The sequence below is a fragment of the Thioalkalivibrio sp. ALE17 genome (assembly GCF_000425605.1).
GTDB lineage: Bacteria > Pseudomonadota > Gammaproteobacteria > Ectothiorhodospirales > Ectothiorhodospiraceae > Thioalkalivibrio.
On sequence record NZ_AUDT01000001.1, the window covers coordinates 1 to 17,847 of the forward strand.

Annotated in this window: 21 protein-coding genes and 1 riboswitch; of the genes, 7 read left to right on the forward strand and 14 right to left on the reverse strand. The window is 69.2% G+C overall.

Annotated elements, in window-relative coordinates; translation table 11 throughout:
- The first annotated feature begins 439 nt into the window (after positions 1-439).
- Positions 440-739, forward strand: a complete 300-nt coding sequence (locus H609_RS0100005; protein WP_018877441.1) for a nucleotidyltransferase domain-containing protein — start codon at positions 440-442, stop codon at positions 737-739.
- 270 nt (positions 740-1,009) lie between these two features.
- Here the strand turns inward: H609_RS0100005 and H609_RS0100010 are convergent, their stop codons facing one another.
- Positions 1,010-1,636 carry a YIP1 family protein gene (locus H609_RS0100010; protein WP_028483981.1) on the reverse strand — a complete coding sequence of 209 codons (627 nt, stop codon included), beginning with the start codon at positions 1,634-1,636 and terminating at the stop codon, positions 1,010-1,012.
- A 115-nt stretch (positions 1,637-1,751) separates the two neighbouring features.
- Here H609_RS0100010 and H609_RS0100015 point away from each other — a divergent pair, with 115 nt between their 5' ends.
- Positions 1,752-1,961 carry a hypothetical protein gene (locus H609_RS0100015; RefSeq protein ID WP_018866950.1) on the forward strand — a complete coding sequence of 70 codons (210 nt, stop codon included), beginning with the start codon at positions 1,752-1,754 and terminating at the stop codon, positions 1,959-1,961.
- Between the two features lie 3 nt (positions 1,962-1,964).
- Here the strand turns inward: H609_RS0100015 and cobS are convergent, their stop codons facing one another.
- The 8 genes from cobS to bluB all read right to left on the reverse strand — a co-directional run bounded on the left by cobS (position 1,965) and on the right by bluB (position 9,525).
- Complete coding sequence (cobS, locus tag H609_RS0100020) at positions 1,965-2,738, reverse strand: adenosylcobinamide-GDP ribazoletransferase (protein WP_028483982.1); 774 nt, start codon at positions 2,736-2,738, stop codon at positions 1,965-1,967.
- Between the two features lie 348 nt (positions 2,739-3,086).
- Positions 3,087-3,650 (reverse strand): histidine phosphatase family protein, encoded by a 564-nt coding sequence (locus tag H609_RS0100025; protein ID WP_028483983.1) that lies wholly within the window; start codon positions 3,648-3,650, stop codon positions 3,087-3,089.
- The gene (cobT, locus tag H609_RS0100030; RefSeq protein ID WP_028483984.1) at positions 3,647-4,708 is read right to left on the reverse strand and encodes a nicotinate-nucleotide--dimethylbenzimidazole phosphoribosyltransferase; all 1,062 of its coding nucleotides are present in this window, start codon (positions 4,706-4,708) and stop codon (positions 3,647-3,649) included. Before cobT ends, H609_RS0100025 begins: the two co-directional genes overlap by 4 nt.
- Before the next feature lie 145 nt (positions 4,709-4,853).
- A complete protein-coding gene (gene cobU, locus H609_RS0100035) occupies positions 4,854-5,375 on the reverse strand; it encodes a bifunctional adenosylcobinamide kinase/adenosylcobinamide-phosphate guanylyltransferase (protein ID WP_019583911.1) in 522 nt (173 codons plus the stop codon).
- On the reverse strand, positions 5,372-6,859 hold the full coding sequence (locus tag H609_RS0100040; RefSeq protein ID WP_028483985.1) for a cobyric acid synthase: 1,488 nt from the start codon (positions 6,857-6,859) through the stop codon (positions 5,372-5,374). Before H609_RS0100040 ends, cobU begins: the two co-directional genes overlap by 4 nt.
- Positions 6,856-7,857, reverse strand: a complete 1,002-nt coding sequence (gene cobD, locus H609_RS0100045; RefSeq protein WP_038035962.1) for a threonine-phosphate decarboxylase CobD — start codon at positions 7,855-7,857, stop codon at positions 6,856-6,858. Before cobD ends, H609_RS0100040 begins: the two co-directional genes overlap by 4 nt.
- A 16-nt stretch (positions 7,858-7,873) precedes the next feature.
- On the reverse strand, positions 7,874-8,776 hold the full coding sequence (cbiB, locus tag H609_RS0100050) for an adenosylcobinamide-phosphate synthase CbiB (RefSeq protein ID WP_028483987.1): 903 nt from the start codon (positions 8,774-8,776) through the stop codon (positions 7,874-7,876).
- Complete coding sequence (gene bluB, locus H609_RS0100055; protein ID WP_028483988.1) at positions 8,773-9,525, reverse strand: 5,6-dimethylbenzimidazole synthase; 753 nt, start codon at positions 9,523-9,525, stop codon at positions 8,773-8,775. Before bluB ends, cbiB begins: the two co-directional genes overlap by 4 nt.
- Before the next feature lie 94 nt (positions 9,526-9,619).
- A riboswitch (cobalamin riboswitch) is annotated at positions 9,620-9,828 on the reverse strand.
- A 146-nt stretch (positions 9,829-9,974) separates the two neighbouring features.
- On the opposite strand from bluB, the gene H609_RS0100060 reads away from it, so the two are divergent.
- The 5 genes from H609_RS0100060 to H609_RS0100080 all read left to right on the forward strand — a co-directional run bounded on the left by H609_RS0100060 (position 9,975) and on the right by H609_RS0100080 (position 14,026).
- Entirely contained in the window at positions 9,975-10,877 is a 903-nt protein-coding gene (locus tag H609_RS0100060) for a cobalamin-binding protein (protein WP_028483989.1), read from the forward strand.
- Between the two features lie 6 nt (positions 10,878-10,883).
- Entirely contained in the window at positions 10,884-11,855 is a 972-nt protein-coding gene (locus tag H609_RS0100065; RefSeq protein ID WP_018866960.1) for an iron ABC transporter permease, read from the forward strand.
- On the forward strand, positions 11,855-12,721 hold the full coding sequence (locus H609_RS0100070) for an ABC transporter ATP-binding protein (protein ID WP_028483990.1): 867 nt from the start codon (positions 11,855-11,857) through the stop codon (positions 12,719-12,721). The genes H609_RS0100065 and H609_RS0100070 overlap by 1 nt, the downstream gene beginning before the upstream one ends.
- Before the next feature lie 5 nt (positions 12,722-12,726).
- A complete protein-coding gene (locus H609_RS0100075; RefSeq protein WP_018875541.1) occupies positions 12,727-13,092 on the forward strand; it encodes a hypothetical protein in 366 nt (121 codons plus the stop codon).
- Positions 13,093-13,177: 85 nt separating this feature from the next.
- Complete coding sequence (locus H609_RS0100080; protein WP_018866963.1) at positions 13,178-14,026, forward strand: pirin family protein; 849 nt, start codon at positions 13,178-13,180, stop codon at positions 14,024-14,026.
- 169 nt (positions 14,027-14,195) lie between these two features.
- On the opposite strand, the gene glpK is transcribed toward H609_RS0100080, so the two are convergent.
- Genes glpK through ftsB form a run of 5 tightly spaced genes read right to left on the reverse strand, consistent with a single transcriptional unit; the run spans position 14,196 to position 17,774 of the window.
- Complete coding sequence (gene glpK / locus H609_RS0100085) at positions 14,196-15,716, reverse strand: glycerol kinase GlpK (protein WP_028483991.1); 1,521 nt, start codon at positions 15,714-15,716, stop codon at positions 14,196-14,198.
- 22 nt (positions 15,717-15,738) lie between these two features.
- Positions 15,739-16,134, reverse strand: coding sequence for a VOC family protein (locus tag H609_RS0100090; protein ID WP_018866965.1), 396 nt, complete (start codon positions 16,132-16,134; stop codon positions 15,739-15,741).
- The gene (gene ispF, locus H609_RS0100095) at positions 16,131-16,631 is read right to left on the reverse strand and encodes a 2-C-methyl-D-erythritol 2,4-cyclodiphosphate synthase (protein WP_018866966.1); all 501 of its coding nucleotides are present in this window, start codon (positions 16,629-16,631) and stop codon (positions 16,131-16,133) included. The genes H609_RS0100090 and ispF overlap by 4 nt, the downstream gene beginning before the upstream one ends.
- Entirely contained in the window at positions 16,628-17,374 is a 747-nt protein-coding gene (gene ispD / locus H609_RS0100100; RefSeq protein WP_018875544.1) for a 2-C-methyl-D-erythritol 4-phosphate cytidylyltransferase, read from the reverse strand. Before ispD ends, ispF begins: the two co-directional genes overlap by 4 nt.
- Positions 17,367-17,774, reverse strand: coding sequence for a cell division protein FtsB (gene ftsB, locus H609_RS0100105; RefSeq protein WP_018866968.1), 408 nt, complete (start codon positions 17,772-17,774; stop codon positions 17,367-17,369). Before ftsB ends, ispD begins: the two co-directional genes overlap by 8 nt.
- Positions 17,775-17,847 lie beyond the last annotated feature (73 nt).

Consider the following 17,847-nt stretch of genomic DNA (forward strand, 5'->3'; position numbering starts at 1 on the left):
GGCCCTGATGGCCCATGACCGGACGTTCGACCCCGGCCTGCGCGGCGTCGCCGCGTAAGCCTACAAAAACGGAGAAGCGAACGCGTTATTACGTACCCAACCCTCGATTGCGCAAGCGATTGAGCATGATGGCAACGGGAGCGATCCCGGTGGGGGCCAGTCCGATCATTGCGAAGCACCTCGAGTGCGTGACCTCGCTGGGACCCTCCACCCGCGGAATCCATCCGGGACCGTGGCGAATGAAAGCCGCACACGCAGTCCGAATGTACGGGAGCAATCGTCGCCCCGAAACCATCACTCAAACGCTTGGCAAACCGGGGGCGTCCATGTACGCAATGACAGGGGTGTGGTGGATTCGCGGCGGGTTCGCAGGATGACGGTGGTGGTTGGAGGCGAGACGGTTCGGGTATGTGACCCAGGGCCTTGATATACTTGAGCGATGCGCCTGAGCGACGAACAACAGACGGTTATCCGCGAGGAAGTGGCCCGTGCATTCGGGCCGGATGCAAACGTGAAGCTATTCGGCTCGCGCGTGGACGATACCGCGCGCGGTGGCGACATCGACCTCTACATCGAGGCGGACGGCACCCCGGATGACCTGCTGGACCGGGAACTCAACCTGTACGTCGCACTGCAACGCCAGCTGGGCGAACGCCGTGTGGATATCGTCGTACACCCACGCGGCGCGCCGCACCGCCCCATCGATACGCATGCCGACCGCACGGGTGTCGCCCTGTGACCGTCACTACGCCACCGCAGCGGCTCGCGCGGCTGCTTGATCTGGTGGACCGTGAAGACGAGTACCTGCTCGGCGTTTCAGAGGCTTTGCACACAGGCCCCGGAACTCAACCTTGGCTCCGCACCACCCACGCAACGCGATAGCCCCCACCGCCGGTCCCGCTCCTGTAGGAGCCCAGCCCCCTGGGCGATTTCTTTCATCGATGCCAGATGTCCGACCCGATCGCCCAGAGCGCTGGCCTCCTACAAGTGTTACCCCGACAACGGGGGCTCAGATCAGCCAGGTGGTGCCGATGCGGTGCTCGGGGGTGGCGCCGGGGATCAGATCCATCAGGGCCCAGCCGAAGATGAGGGTGATGAAGGCGCCGCAGAAGACGGTGGCCACGAACAGGCCGATGCGGTTGCCGCGGCGCAGCCCGAGAATGCCGCGCAGCGACCAGTACAGCAGCCACAGCGAATACAGGATCAGCAGCAGGCCGATGCCGTTGCCCCACGGCCAGGGAAAGGCGGCGGCGACCTTGCCGACCCAGGCCGGCAGCAGGCCAATACTGACCGCCAGCATCGCCCGGTCCGGGTCCCCGCGCCCCTGGAAGAGTTCGGCCAGGTAGTGCGCGGACCACGCCAGGCCCAGCACACCGATACTCATGGCGAGCACGCTGTAGACGCCAAACCCCCATACCCCGGGCATCGCCTCGGCCGGCAGTCCGGTGGGAATGATCTGGTACAGGACCTGGCTGATCACCACGCTGAGCAGCAGCACCGGAAAAACAAGCCGCAGGAAGGTGTGCCACCAGGGCGGCGCCAGCTCGATCGCCTGCGCGTCACGCACGACCGCTAGCGGGTTCACGAGCGAGCGCAGCGTCATGCGGGCCGGATAAAATCTCACGGGAACAGTCATCGGCAAATTATGTGGCAGTTACATGACCTTTCGATGACAGGTTCTTGCTGGTTTCCGAGATGTACCATCTACTCCTGGGCTGGGAGACGCATCAGTGGCTTGGTTGACGATTCGTTTGCCTGACGAAAAGTACGAACGCCTGAAGGCGCTGGCACGCGAACGCGGGACCAGCGTGAACCGCCTAGTGGACGAGATGGCCACGTTGATGATTGCTGAACACGATGCGGAAACTCGTTTCCGAGTGCGCGCCCAGCGTGGTCAGGGCCGGGAACAGGAAGGTCTGGCACTGCTGGACAAGGCGATGGGAGGGCCCTCGCCGGATTGAGGGCTAATAAAGCCCGAGCGCCAGCACGAGGATGACCAGCACGGAGGTCTCCACCAGCTCCAGCGTGGCGCCGGCGGTGTCGCCGGTGAAGCCGCCCAGCCAGTGTTTCAGGAGGCGGGTGGCACCCCACAGCAGCGCCCCGGCGGCGAGGACGGCCACGATCACGCCCCACAGCCCCGACACCAGCCCCAGCACCAGTACCAGCAGGGCCGCGACACCGACCGTGCCCTTCGCGGCCCCGCGCGGCAGGTGTTGCGCCATCTCCGCGCCCAGGCCCACCGGGTTCACGTAGGGCGTAGTCAGAAACAGCACCGGCGGCACCAGGCGCGCCAGCACGATGGCGAGCAGGACGGCCATCCACGCGCCGGCTTCCACCACGGCCACCAGTGCCGTGCCCTTCAGCGCCAGCACCAGGATCATTGCCGCGACGGCCATGGGACCGCAGGCCGGGTCCTTCATGATCCCGCGGGCGCGCTCCGGATGGCGTTGCCCCCCGACCCAGGCATCCACCGTGTCCGCCAGCCCGTCCAGGTGCAGCGCGCCCGTCAGGGCCACCCAGAACGTCAGCACCAATGCCGCGACGAGGAGCGTCGGCGCGCCGGGAATGGCAGACAGCCCGATGCCGACGATCACCACGATCAGGCCCAGGATGAGCCCGACCAGCGGATAGGTCAGTACCGAACGCCCCAGATCCTCGGGGCGCGGCTCCAGCGCGGGGGTCGGCAGGCGTGTGAGGAACTGGATGGCCAGCCAGAGGGGCGTCATCACGGGGTTCATGCGACCCCTCCGCCATTCCTGCCGGTAGGCGGCCAGCCCCCTGGCCGATGGGGCGCTGGCATTTTCCCGATCGGCCAGAAGCGAGCCAATACCGAGTTCATACGGCCCCCTCCGTCACCCCTGCCTGTAGGAGGCCAGCCCCTGGCCGATGGGGCGCTGGCACGTTCCCGATCGGCCAGGGGGCTGGCCTCCTACATGTTTCGTACCCGATCACGCGGGCAGCGAAACGTCCGTCAGAGGCAGGCGCGGGCCGGGGCTTCGCGTGCAAGCACGCTCCCACAGAACCGCACGCAAGTGCCCGGGCGCGGGTTGGCTCGGGGTCCTGTTGCAGTGCGGGATGGGTAATCATCAGTAGGCCTGCCATGGCTCGACAATATGCAGGGACGCGAGCGGGACGTCGATACTCAGGAGTTTTTCCAGCGGCCAGACCTCGTGCAGGGCGCGGATCAGGCGGATGACACCGCCGTGGGCGATCACGAGGACCTGCTCCCCTTCGTCAGGCGCCAGGTCATTCCAGCCGGCGACCACACGCTCGCGAAACGCTCGAAGCGACTCGCCATTGGGCGGCGCATGATTCAGCGGATCTTCCCAGAAACGGCCCAGGGCATTAGCCTGCGTCTCCATCAGCGCTGCCGCCGTACGGCCTTCCCAGTCGCCGAAGTCGAGTTCGGCCAGGCGTTCGTCCACGGCGAGTGGCACGCCTGCCTGCCCGGCGAACGCCTCGGCAGGCCCGAGGCATCGCATCAACGGCGAGCAGACGATGCGATCCCAGTCGGCGTCACGCGCGAGTGTCTCGCGCATTGCGTGCCAGCCTGCTGCCGTCAGCGGGACATCGCTGCCACGCCCGCAGAAACCCTGCCCCGTGGTCTCGCCGTGCCGCAGCAGGCCGATGCGTGTGGCGTCCGTGCTCAACTACCCTCTCCGCTCACACCCGCCTCGGCGAAAGTCGCCATCCCCGAATGCAGCTCGCAGGCCAGGCGCAGCAGGGGCACGGCGGTGGCCGCCCCGCTCCCCTCGCCCAGGCGCATCCCGAGATCGAGCAACGGCTCGGCCGCCAAGGCTTCCAGCAGTCGCTGGTGGCCCGGCTCCGCCGAGCTGTGGGCGTAGAAGAACCACTCCGCGGTGCCCGGGCACAGGCGTTCCGCCACCAGCGCCGCCGAGGTGCTGATGAAGCCGTCCACCAGTACCGGCAACCCGATCTGTGCCGCGGCGATATAGGCGCCGGTCAGGCCCGCGATCTCGAAGCCACCCAGACAACGCAGGCTACCCAGTGCATCGCCGCGCACGTCGACGTGAGTGCTCAACGCCTGTTCGATCACCTCGGCCTTGTGGCGCACGCCATTGGCATCCAGACCCGTGCCGGGCCCGGCCAGATCGGCCGGCGGCAGATTCAGCAAGGAGCAGGCAAGTGCGGCGGCCGCCGTCGTATTGCCGATGCCCATCTCGCCACCGATGAACAGTTGCGCCCCGGCTCTTCGGGCGCGCTCGGCACATTGGCGGCCGACGTTCAGCGCGCGTTCCAGCTGCGCCGGCGTCATCGCCGGTTCGCGGGCCAGGTTCGCGGTGCCGGCGCCCAGGTTCAGCTGCTGCACTCCAGTCACGGCCGGAGGATCCGACACGGTGCCGAGGTTGATCACCTCGATGGACGCGCCCAGGTGCCGCGCCAGCACCGAGATCGCCGCACCGCCGTTCGCGAAGTTCGCGACCATCTGCGCCGTCACGGCCTGCGGGAAACGGGAAATACCCTCGGCCACAACGCCGTGGTCACCGGCGAACACGGCGATGTGCACCTGCTCCAGCGTCGGCTGGCCCACCCCCTGCATGGCGGCCAGGCGCTCGGCGATCGCCTCCAGCTGGCCGAGCGAACCCGGCGGCTTGGTCAGCTGGGCCTGCCGCTCGGCCGCTGTCTGGCGCGCCTCGGCGCTCAGGGGCGCCGGCGGCACCTGCAGCCAGTCACAGTCTTCGGTCACATGTTCTCCCTATTCGATCCGTCTTCGCGGGCAAGCCCGCTCCCACAAACAAACTCGCTCCCACAAAGGCATGTGCGGCAGCCCTGTGGGAGCGGGCTTGCCCGCGAATCCCCGCCACCCTGGCCACAGCAAAGCCCGCCCTGGATCACAGAAGTTGACCCTTGAGCACATGCGGGAGACCGGCGACGGTGAGGACCACGCGGTCCATCTCGGGTGCCAGGCGCTGGTGCAGCCAGCCGGCCTCGTCGGCGAAACGGCGGGACAGTTCATCCATGGGGGTAATGCCCATCCCCGTCTCGTTGGAGACGAAGACCAGCGTGCCCGGCAAGCACGGGATCGTCTCGATCAGGGCCTCGCGCTCGCGTTCGATCCAGGCCTCGTCCTCGGTGCACAGGAGCTGGGTCAGCCAAAGTGTCAGGCAATCGACCAGCAGGCACTGGCCCGGACCAGCGGCCTGTTCCAGTGCCCGGGCCAGTCCCGTGTCCGCCTCGACCAGGCCCCAGTCACCGGGGCGGTCGGCGCGGTGGCGTTCGATTCGGCGCGCCATCTCGGCATCGTCGGCCCGTGCCGTGGCGACATAGGTGACCGGCAGGCCGGATTCCGCCGCCAGGCGTTCGGCCAGTCGGCTCTTCCCGGAACGCACGCCGCCCAGGACCAGGGTCTTCATGCCACCGGCTCCGTGGATACAGCCCCCAGCAGGGCCAGTACACGCTTCATGTCCAGGTGTTCCTCCAGGGTATCCGCCAGGCGTGCAAGACCGCGTTCGCGCGCCGCGGCCAGGTCTTCTCCCTGTCCCGCACCGGGGCGCAGACCCGCCCAGTTCAGCAAGGCATCGGCGGCCTCCGAACGGTCGAATACGCCATGCACGTAGGTGCCGGCCACCGTACCGTCCTCGCTGCACGCGCCATCCGGCCCGTGCGCCAGATGCAGCAGCGGCCGCTCCAGTCCGGGCCCGGTCGTGATGCCCGCATGAATCTCGTAGCCTTCCACGCCTGCCTCCCGGCCCAGTACACGATCCCCGTGAACACGCTCCAGACGCTTTTCGGGGGCCAGGCGGGTCTCGATATCGAGCCAGCCAAGCCCCGGCGCGGAACCGGGCCGGCCCTCGACGCCGTCGGGGTCGTGCACGGCGCGCCCCAGCATCTGGAAGCCCCCACAGATGCCCAGCACCTTGCCACCGTAGCGCACATGCCGTTGCAGCGCGGCCTCCCAGCCCTGACCGCGCAGCCAGGCGAGGTCGTCGCGCACCGACTTGGAGCCCGGCAGGATCACCAGATCCGCCGGCTGCAACGACTCGCCGGGCCCGACAAAACGCAGATCCACCGCCGGGTGCAGGCGCAGCGGGTCGAAATCAGTGTGGTTGGAGATGCGCGGCAGGGCCGGCACGACCACCTTCAGCGCATCCGTAGCCTTCTCCGGCACCGCCTCGCGCGGCAGGGCGTCCTCGGCATCGAGATACAACCCCTGCAGGTACGGAATCACGCCGAGCACCGGCTTGCCGGTCTCCTGTTCCAGCCAGTCCAGCCCCGGCTGCAGCAGGCTGATATCGCCGCGAAAACGATTAATGACGAAGCCCTGAACCCGCGCACGCTCGGTCTCGCTCAGAAGCGCCAGCGTGCCCACCAGATGCGCGAACACCCCGCCCCGGTCGATATCCGCGACCAGGATCACCGGGCAGTCCACCGCCTCGGCGAAGCCCATGTTGGCGATATCGCCCGCGCGCAGGTTGATCTCCGCCGGCGAGCCCGCGCCTTCCACCAGCACGTGGTCGTACTGATCGGTCAGGCGCCCGTGCGACGCCAGTACCGCCTCGCGGGCCACCGGCTTGTAGTCGTGATAGGCCCGCGCATCCAGTTCCGCCGCGGGCCGCCCGTGGATGATCACCTGCGCGCCCTGGTCCGAGCTGGGCTTGAGCAGTACGGGATTCATGTCCGTATGCGGTTCCACGCCGCAGGCGGCGGCCTGCAGGGCCTGGGCCCGGCCAATCTCGCCGCCATCGGCGGTCACGGCGCTGTTCAGCGCCATGTTCTGCGGCTTGAACGGCACCACCGACAGTCCAAGGCGGTGCAGCACCCGCGCGAGCCCCGCGACCAGCACGCTCTTGCCGGCATCCGAGGTCGTCCCCTGCACCATCAGCGTCGTACCCGTCATGCCCGCTGCAGCCCCGCTTCGAGGCGCTGCCACTCGGCTGCGTCACCCGGCAGGCCAAACCGAAGACTCCCGGGCGCATCGAATCGACGCACCAGGATGCCCTGCCGGCCCAGATGGTCCTGCCAACCCGCGGGATCATCCACCCGGCACCACTGGAACAGCGCGGTGCCGCCGGTGGGCGCCAGCCCGTGCGCACGCAGCCGTTCCGCCAGGCGCTGACCGCGCGCCTGCAGCTGGCTCCGAGTCTCGGCCTGCCAGGCGCGGTCGGTCAGCGCCCGGGTAGCAATCCAGCGCGAAGGTCCGGCAAGACCCCACGGACCCAGCCGGGCGGCCAGCTGCGCGCGCATCGCGTCGTCGGCGATCACGAACCCGACCCGCGCGCCCGCCAGCCCGAAGAACTTGCCGAGAGAACGCAGCACCACCAGGCCTTCGCGCGGTGCGTCCTGCGCGAGACTGGCCCCCGGCGTCACATCCATGAAGGCCTCGTCCACGATCAGCCAGCCACCACGCGCCGCCAGTTCCGCATGCCAGGCCAGCAGGTCCGCACGCTCGAAGCACTGCCCGGTCGGGTTATTCGGGTGGACCAGCACCAGCACGTCCAGCTCGGGCAGCGCCGCGGCGATCGCCTCGCCGTTTAGCGGGCGTACCGTGTGTCCGGCCTCCCGCCAGGCCCGGGCGTGCTCGTTGTAGCTGGGTTCGAGGATGCCGACGCGCGCCGTACCCGAGCGCAGCGCCGGCAACAACTGGATCGCCGCCTGCGAGCCCGCGACGGGCAGAAGGGCCGCCGTGCCGTAATAGTCAGCGGCCGCGGCCTCGAGCCCGTCGTCCGGTTCCGGCAGCCGCGCCCAGACCCGCTGCGGGACCTCGCCCACGGGATAGCCATGCGGGTTGATGCCGGTGGAGAGATCCAGCCACTCGCTTGCCGGAATGCCGTAGCGCGCAGCTGCCTGGCGCACGCCACCCCCGTGCACCTGCATGAGCGCCCGGGATTCGGGCATGAGGGCCTTCTGCCGATCAGAACAGGACAACGACAATCACCCCCATCACGATGAACGCCATCCAGATCGCCAGCGCCCGGTCCACCAGCGCCACCGCCTGGCGAATGCCCGCGGCATCGGCCAGGCGGCCCATGCCCAGACGCGGACGCCACTCGCGCTGGCCGCCATAGGGCGCCGGGCCGCCCAGCACCACGCCCAGCGCACCGGCCCCAGCGGCCATCACCGGCCCGGCATTCGGGCTCTTCCATCCGGCGGCCTGTTCACGCCAGCACTGCAATGCGTCCCGCCCGCGCCCCGCCAGGGCATAGGCCAGGGCCGTCAGACGCGCCGGGATCAGGTTCATGGCGTCATCCAGCCGCGCGGCCGCCCAGCCGAACGTGGCATACCGCTCGTTACGGTACCCCCACATCGCATCCAGGGTATTGACCAGCCGGTAGGCCACCACGCCCGGTGCCCCGGCGACCAGGAACCAGAAGATCGTGGCAAACAGCGCATCGTTGCCGTTCTCCAGGACCGACTCGATGGTCGCCCCGCTCACCCCGCGCACGTCCAGGGCCTCCGTGTCCCGACTGACCAGCATCCCCACGCCCGTGCGGGCACCGTGCAAATCATCCGTCTCCAGGGCCCGCGCGACCACCTCGGCGTGTTCGTCCAGGCTGCGCCAGCCAATCGCCAGGGTCAGGATCGCCAGCGACAGCAGCCAGCCCCACGCCAGCGACGCCCCCAGAGCGGCCAGCGCCACCCATGGCAGGACCAGCGCCGCGAGCAGCAACGCCCCGCGCAGGCGACTGGGCGCATGCCAGCGCGCCTCGGCCCAGGCCGCCAGCCGACCGAACCCGGCCAGCGGGTGGAATCGCCGCGGATCGCCGAACAAGCGATCGAGGATCAGGGCGCCCATCAGGATCAGGAAGGCGCTCATGCGCTGTCGGATCCGGTCCGTTCGTCCGCCCCGTTTCCGGCGCCTGCCGCATCCGGGTCGGCTGCCAGCTCGCCGGGCACGCCCCAGCGATCCTGAAAGACCAGTTCTTCCAGGGGCCGCCGACGATCCCAGCCCGCGGTCTCCAGCATTGGCCGGTCGTAGAAACGCTCCACATGGCCGAGGCACAGCACCGCGATCGGATAGCCGCCCTCCGGCATGTCCAGCTGCCGCGCCAGCCAGTCCGGATCGAACAGCGAGACCCAGCCCATGCCCAGCCCCTCCGCGCGGGCCGCCAGCCACAGGTTCTGAATCGCGCAGGCCGCCGAGCACAGGTCCATCTCCGGTAGCGTACGGCGCCCCAGCACATAGCGTTCGCGGCCGTCGGTCAGGGCCACGACCAGCAACTCCCCCGCCTCGCGGATCCCTTCCAGCTTCAGGCGGTGCACCTCCACCGCGCGCTCCCCGCAGGCCTCGGCGGTGCGGGCCTGCTCGTCCGCGGCGTGGGCATGCAGGGCCTCGCGCAGCGCCGGATCGGTTACCCGCAGGAAGCGCCAGGGCTGCATGTACCCGACGCTGGGCGCGCGGTGGGCGGCCTCCAGCAGCCGGCGCAGCGTAGCGCCATCCACCGGATCCGGGCGGAAATGGCGCATGTCGCGGCGTTCCCCGATCACGCGATAAACCGCCTCGCGCTCGGCCGAGGCGAACGCGTTCGGATGCCCTTCTTTCGGTTTGGGGTCTGGGTTCGTCATGCGTTTCCGTCGGGGCGACGGCACGGCGAAACCACGAAGGAACGGGCACCGCAGATGGTGCCCGTGCCCTCGATCGTTGCCCGCCGCACGATCGCAGGATGCGTCATCACCAGGCCGGTCTCCGGGCTCGCGAGCGTCGGCGGCTGCCGATGCCACAGACGCCTTCCCGTGACCCGTGGGGGCACAGTGGCCAAGCCTGCGGTGTGGTTCGCCGCTCACTTACCGTTGCGGGGGCAGCGCCGGATTTGCACCGGCTTCCCGTTTCACCTGCGCATTGCAGGCACCTGATTCAAGCCGCCGTATGATACGCGTTCGGCGCGCCCCCGACCAATTTGGGCACCAAACCATCTTGCCCATGCTGCTATGATGAAACGCTTTTGCGGCTTGCGCGCACTACCGCAGACGTCCTCCATTCGACCTCGCAACAGCGCCACAACCACCGGATTTTTATGAATTTCAAGACCCTCGGACGCTCCTCCGCCCTGCTCGTCGCGACGTTGCTTTGCACGGCGCCGGCACTGGCCGACCCGGTCTCGGTGACCGACGATGACGGTCACGAGATCCGGCTGGAACAACCCGCCGAGCGTATCGTCAGCCTCGCCCCGCATATCACGGAGGTCCTGTTCGCCGTCGGGGCTGGCGACAAGCTGGTGGGCGCGACCCAGCACAGTGACTTCCCGCCGGAGGCGGAGATGCTTCCCCGGGTGGGCGGCTACAGCCGCATCGATATGGAGCGCGTCGTGCAGCTCGATCCGGACCTGGTCGTTGCCTGGCGCAGCGGAAACTCGCAATCCCAGATCGAACACCTGCGCGAGCTCGGCTTCCACGTCTACGTGTCGGAGCCCCGCAGCTTCGATGGCGTGTCCGCCAGCATGCGCCGCATGGCCCAGCTCGCCGGCACCGAGACGCAAGGCGACGAGGCCGTGCAGGCCTTCGAGGACACGATCGACACCCTGCGCCAGGACTACGCCGAGCGCGACCCGGTACGCCTGTTCTATCAGGTGTGGGAACAGCCCCTGATGACGGTGAACGACGACCACCTGATCAGCGAGGCCATCCGCCTGTGCGGCGGCGTGAACGTATTCGGCCACCTGGACCGGCTGGTCCCGCGCATGGACCGCGAGGCGGTCATCGAGGCCGATCCGGAGGTTATCATCGGCGGCGGCATGGGCGAGGATCGCCCCGACTGGGTCCTGGCCTGGACGCAATGGGAGGACATGACCGCGGTCCAGCGCGACAACCTGTTCTTCATCCCGCCGTCCCTGCTGCAGCGCCATACCCCGCGCATCGCCGAGGGCACCCGCCTGATGTGCGAGGAGCTCGAGCGGGCGCGCCTGCGCCGGGTGGACTGACCCCTCGTGACCCGCGCCTTCCTCCTTGCCGCCGCGGTCCTGCTGCCGGCGTCGCTGCTGGCGGTGCTGATCGCGCTGGCTTTCGGCAGTGTCGCGATCGCGCCCGGCGACCTGCTGGCGGTGATGCTCGGCGAGGGCAGCCGCCTGCACGACACGCTGGTGCTGGAGCTGCGCCTGCCGCGCGCCCTGGCGGCCTTCGCCGCAGGCGGGTTGCTGGGTCTGGCCGGCGCGCTGATGCAGGTGCTGCTGCGCAACCCGCTGGCCGACCCCTACGTGCTGGGCCTCTCCGGCGGCGCCTCCGTCGGCGCCCTGCTGGCGATGCTCGCGGGCCTGTCGATGTTCTCCGTCTCCCTGGCCGCGTTCGCCGGTGCCCTGCTGTCCACGGTGATCGTGTTCGGCCTGGCGCACGGTACCGGCAGCTGGACCCCCACGCGCCTGCTTCTGACGGGCGTGGTGGTCGCGGCGGGCTGGGGCGCCATGATCAGCTTCCTGCTCGCAGTCAGCCCCACGGCCGAGCTGCCCGGGATGCTCTACTGGCTGATGGGCGATGTGTCCCACGCGCGCAACCCCTATCCCGCCTGGATCCTGCTGGTGCTGGTCGTGTTCCTCGCCCTGCCGCTGGGCCGCACGCTGAACGTGCTCGCGCGCGGCCCGATGCAGGCCGCGGCACTCGGGGTGGCGGTGCGCCCGGTGGAATGGAGCATCTATGTCGCCGCCGCGCTGATCACCGCGACCGCAGTCATGCAGGTCGGCGCGGTCGGCTTTGTCGGGCTGATCGTGCCGCACATGCTGCGCCTGGTCTTCGGCAACGACCAGCGCGTGATCCTGCCGGCCTCCGCGCTGGGCGGCGGCATCCTGCTGACGCTGGCCGACACCCTCGCCCGCACCATGATCGCCCCGGAGCAGTTGCCGGTCGGCGTAATCACCGCGATGCTGGGGGTCCCCGTGTTCCTGTTCCTGCTGTACCGGAGCCGCTGATGGCACCCAGCTCTCCCACCGCACCCGCCCACAGCCGGCCGCATGAAGCCCCGGGCCTGGGCGCGCGCAGCGTCCACCAGAAGCCGGGCCCGGATACGCTACTCGCCACCCACGACCTGGTGATCGACATCCCGGGGCGCGCACCCGGCGCCCCGCTGGAACTGACCGTCGACCCCGGCCAGTGCTGGGGCATCCTCGGCCCCAACGGCGCGGGCAAGAGCACGCTGCTGCAAACGCTCGCCGGCCTGCGGACCGCACGCGCCGGCACCATCGAGGTCCGGGGCCAGGCCATCAACCACCTGCCCCGCGCGGAACTGGCGCGGCGCATCGGCCTGGTCTTCCAGACCCACTACGACGGCTTCCCCGCGACGGTGCTGGAGACCGCGCTGATCGGTCGGCACCCCTACCTGCGCCCCTGGGACATCGAGACCTCCGAGGATTACGCCCGCGCCCGGGCCGCCCTGGCGGAGATGGACCTCGCCGACCTGGAGCACCGCATGGTGGACACGCTCTCCGGGGGCGAGCGGCAGCGTCTGGCCATCGCCACCGTGCTGACCCAGGACCCCAGCCTGCTCCTGCTGGACGAGCCCACCAGTCAGCTGGACCTACATCACCAGGTCGCCGTGCTGAACCGCGTGCAGGGCATCGTTGCCCAGGCGCACCGGGCCGCCGTACTGGTCCTGCACGACGTCAACCTGGCCGCGCGCTACTGCGACCATCTGCTCCTGCTGTTCCCCGACGGCCAGGCATGCTGGGGCCCGACCGCCACCATGCTCGTGCCCAGTGCCCTGGAACGCCTCTACAACCAGCGCCTGAGCGTAGGCGAGGTCGACGGCCTGCCCGTGTTCCTGCCGCGCAACGAGTGACCGCCATGGAATTCTTCCGCAATCTGCCCGCGACCCTGGATGCCGAAACCTTGCAGCGGCGGCTGAACGTCCCCGCCCTGCCCGCTCACAGTGATGCCATCGACACGCTGATCCAGGACGACGGTCCCGATGCCGGCGTGGTCTACTGCCTGTGGGGCGAGTTCCGGGTGCACCGCGAGGTCATCAACGGTGGCGTGCGCCTGTCCCTGCCCGACTGCCCCAACGGCCTGGCCTGGACGCTGACCACCGGGCACCCGCCCGACCCGCAGGCCGTCGTCCTGCACCTGACCATCAACCGTCAGGAACACGATCCCGATTTCATCGAGAGCCTGGAGGCGTTTGCCGATTCCTGGGATCTGTCCACCGCCTGACAAAAGGCCCCATGACGGGAAACGATGCAATTTTCTTTTCGTTTCATGGTCGGTATGGTGCAGACCTGTTGCGAAGGAGAACGCCATGAACCCGACACCGCCGGACAGCGTGAAGACCTCCCATCCCACCCAGGACGGGGCCGGGGTGAAGATTCGGCGCATCCATGACTTTCGTGGCGGGCTGGACCCCTTCCTGATGCTGGACGAGCTCAAGGCAAGCGCGCGCGAGGACTACATCGGCGGCTTTCCCGCCCACCCGCATCGCGGCTTCGAGACCCTGACCTACCTGGTCCATGGCGGCCTGACGCACGAGGACTCCATGGGCAATCAGGGCCGCGTGGAGGCCGGCGAGGCCCAGTGGATGAGCGCCGGCCGCGGCGTGATCCACTCCGAGATGCCCCTGCTCGACAGCGAGGGCCTGCACGGCTTCCAGCTGTGGGTAAACCTGCCCGCCCGGCGCAAGATGGACCCGCCGCGTTATCGCGACGTGCACGCCGACGCAATGCGCCACCTGCCGGAAGACGACGACCCGCTGCGTTTCAAGGCCATTGCCGGGTCCTGGCAGACCAGTGCGGGGGATACCGAGGGCCCGCTGGCGCAGATTGGCGAAGGCGCCGCGATGGCCGACCTGACGCTGCCCGCCGGCTATCGCCTGTCACTTGCCGTGCAGCTCGAGGACCGCGTGCTGGCCTATGTGTTCGACGGCGAGCTCATCGGCCTGCAGACCGGGCAGATGGGTGTGTGGAGCGGCCAGACCCAGATCCACCTGATCGCCCAGCAGGATGCCCGCGTGCTGCTGTTCAAGGGGCGACCGCTGGGCGAACCGATCGCGCATTACGGCCCCTTCGTGATGAACACCTCCGACGAGATCGAACAGGCCATCAGCGACTACCAGTCCGGCCAGCTCGCCGCCGAGCCGGCCAGCATGGACTGAGCCCCGGGCCCAATCCGAGCCTGGCAGGGGCTTCGCGGGCAAGCCCGCTCCCACAGTGATCTGGGCCGGGCTGCCTGTCGAAGCCATCGCTCTACCTGCAGCCCCCTGTGGGAGCCGCCTTGGCGGCGAAGCCCCCGCCCGCGTCGGCAAGGCCCCAGACCATCACCCGCTACGGCGTCGAGTCGCTGTCGTCCTCGCGCGCCCAGCCCATGGTGCGCTTCACGGCCTTCTTCCAGCCGCGGTAGTACTCTTCCCGCGTGGCCGCGTCCATCTGCGGCTCGAACACCCGGTCCAGCCCACCCTTCTGCGCCAACTCGTCACGGGTCCAGAAGCCGACCGCCTGTCCCGCGAGCCAGGCGGCCCCCAACGCGGTGGACTCGGTCACCGCCGGGCGCTCGACCCGCACCCCGAGCATGTCGGCCTGAAACTGCATCATCACGTTGTTGGCCACGGCCCCGCCGTCGACCCGCAGGGCCTTCAGCCCGATCCCGGCGTCCTGCGCCATGGCATCGATCACATCGCGTGTCTGATAGGCCAGCGCATCCAGCGTGGCGCGGGTGATGTGCTCCTTGCGCGTTCCACGGGTCAGGCCGAAGATGGCGCCGCGCGCGTACATGTCCCAGTACGGCGCACCCAGCCCGGCGAAGGCGGGCACCACGTAGACCCCGTCGGCGTCCGCCACCTTGCCCGCGTAGTACTCGGAATCCTCGGCCGCGTCGATCAGGTGAAGCTCGTCGCGCAGCCACTGGATCGCGGCCCCGGCAATAAAGATCGAGCCCTCCAGCGCGTATTCCACCCGGCCGTCCAGCGACCACGCGAGGGTGGTGAGCAAGCCGGATCGGGACTCCACCGGCGTGCCACCCGTGTTCATCAGCAGAAAACAGCCGGTCCCGTAGGTGTTCTTGGCCATGCCGGGCTCGAAACAGGCCTGGCCGAACAGGGCCGCATGCTGGTCCCCCGCCACGCCGGCGATCGGGACCTCCGCGCCGCCGAACATCTCGGCGCCGGTCACGCCCAGCACGCCACTGGAGTCCACCACCTCGGGCAGCATCGCGCGCGGGACCCCGAACCGCTCCAGCAGCTCGGAATCCCATTCCAGGGTGTGAATGTTGAACAGCTGGGTGCGCGCGGCATTCGTCACATCGGTCACGTGACGTTCCCCGCGGGTGAGGTTCCAGATCAGCCAGCTGTCCACGGTGCCAAAGGCGAGTTCGCCCCGTTCCGCGCGCTCGCGCGCCCCGTCCACGTGATCCAGGAGCCAGCGCAGCTTGCTGGCCGAGAAATAGGCATCCACGACCAGACCGGTACGCTCGCGCAGCAGGCCCTCGAGGCCCTGCGCCTTCAGTCCGTCGCAGAACGCGGCGGTACGCCGGTCCTGCCACACGATCGCATTGGCGATCGGCTCCCCCGTGGCGCGGTCCCATACCACCGTGGTCTCGCGCTGATTGGTGATGCCGATCGCCGCCAGTCGGGAGGGCTTGATGCCGCGCGTCTCCAGTACTTCGCGCGCCACGCCGATCTGGGTACCCCAGATCTCCATCGGGTCGTGTTCCACCCAGCCGGGCTGCGGATAGATCTGGGCGAAATCCTTCTGCGCCACGCCGACGATCGTACCCGCGCGGTCGAACAGGATGGCCCGGCAACTGGTCGTGCCCTGGTCCAGGGCGAGGATGTAGCGCGCGTCGCTCATGAGGGGACTCTCTCTGGCCGATTCAGGCACCGTCCTCGATCAGCTCGATGGCGTTGCCGTCGGGATCCCGTACGAATGCCGCGGGGCGGCCGGAGCGACTGCGTTCCACCGCAAACCCCGCGGCCTCCAGCCGCGCGGCGAAGGTCTCCAGCTCATCCACGCGCAGCGCCAGGTGGCGGTCCTGCCCACACCGTACCGCACGCTCGGTCGGGTCCGGGTTCGGCACCCGCAGCAGGTGCAGGGCCTGGCCGTTGCCGAGGTCGTACCACAGCCCCGGAAATCCGAGTTCGGGCCGCTCCAGCGGCGCCAGCCCAAGGTGGTGCCCGTAGAACTCGCGCGCGGCCTGAACGTCCGCAATGACCAGGCTGGCGTGATGCAGGCCGAGGACTCCCGCATTCCCGCGCCCGGCCCCGGTCATACCCGCAGCATCCCCGAGGCCGGTTCCAGCAGCACGATTGCCTGCGCCGCCACGCCCTCCTTGCGCCCGGTGAACCCGAGATGTTCGGTCGTCGTGGCCTTCACGCTGACGGCCTCGGGCACCAGGCCGGTATCCGCGGCGATATGATCGCGCATGGCGGGGACGTGCGGCGCCAGCTTTGGCGCCTGCGCGATCACGGTGGAGTCGATGTTGACCGGGCGCCAGCCGGCCGCCGCAACACGCTGGAGGACCTCCCGCAGCAGGACGCGGCTGTCCGCGCCGCGAAATGCGGGATCGGTATCCGGAAAGTGTCGTCCAATGTCACCCAGGGCGGCGGCGCCGAGCAGGGCATCGCAGACGGCATGGAGCAGCACGTCGCCGTCCGAATGCGCGACGAAGCCACGCTCGAACGGTATATGCACGCCGCCGAGGACCAGATGATCCCCTTCACCGAAGGCGTGCACGTCGAAGCCCTGGCCGATGCGCAACCCGCTCATGCGCTGAACCGTCCTTCCAGCCGGCCCTGCTGCATCAGGTAGAGACGGGCCAGCTCCAGATCTTCCGCCCGCGTGATCTTGATATTCATCGCCGAACCCTCGATCAGCCGCGGGGCCTGCCCCAGAAACTCGATCGCGCTGGCCTCGTCAGTCACCGCATGACCCGCATCGCGTGCGCGCGCATTCGCTTCTCGCAGCATCCCCAGCCGGAACATCTGTGGGGTCAGGGCGCGCCAGACCCGCTCCCGGTCCAGCGTCCGCTCCACGCGGCCGCCGCCATCGCTCCACTTGATGGTGTCGGTACTGGGGCTGGCCAGCAACCCGCCCACCGCGTCATCCCGCAACTCACGCAGCAGGCGGTCCACATCCGCCTGCGGCAGACAGGGACGGGCTGCATCATGGACCAGCACCCAGTCGTCCTCGTGCGCCCGTTCGGCCAGGAAATCCAGGCCATTCTGCACGGAATCCACCCGCTCCGCTCCGCCGGCGGCACGGAACAGCCGCCCGCCCGCCAGCGGCAGATCCAGGGCGTCGGGATCCACGTCGGGTCCCAGCACCAGCACCACGCCGCGAATGCGCGGATGCTCGAGGAAGATCGAGAGGGTATGCGACAGGATCGTCCGCGAACCCAGCGTCAGGTACTGCTTGGGACGGTCGGACCCCATGCGCCGGCCAATGCCGGCCGCCGGGATCAGTGCCCAGAAGGCCGGTTCGCGCGCCGCTGCGCCCCCGGTGTCAGCCATCAAAGGGATCCTCCGGTGGCAGGGTGTCGGTGGCCGGCTCGGCCTCCTCGGGCACCCGCGAGTCGGGACCGGGCTCGGTCTGCCCGGCCGATCCGGGGAGCGGCTCGATGTCCAGCGTGGCGGGTTCGTCCTCGCCCACCACGAAGAAGAAGACCTCGTCCTCGCGGATCATCCCCAGGTCGCGCCGGGCCCGTTCTTCCACCGCCTCGGTTCCGCCGCGCAGGTCTCGCACCTCCGCCTCCAGGGCCTGATTGCGCTGCTCCAGTTCGGCGTTCGAGGCCCGCTGGCGCTCGACCTGCTCGCGCAGGTCGCGCACGTCGCGCCAGCTCCCCTCGCCCAGCCACAGGGGCCATTGCAGTGCCAGCAGCACAAGCGCCAGCCCGATCAGCAGGCCGCGCATCACCCGCACTCCATCGACTTGAACCCAAAGAAAAGCCCTCGCCCGCGCACCGCGCCGAGCGCGGGTACAACGG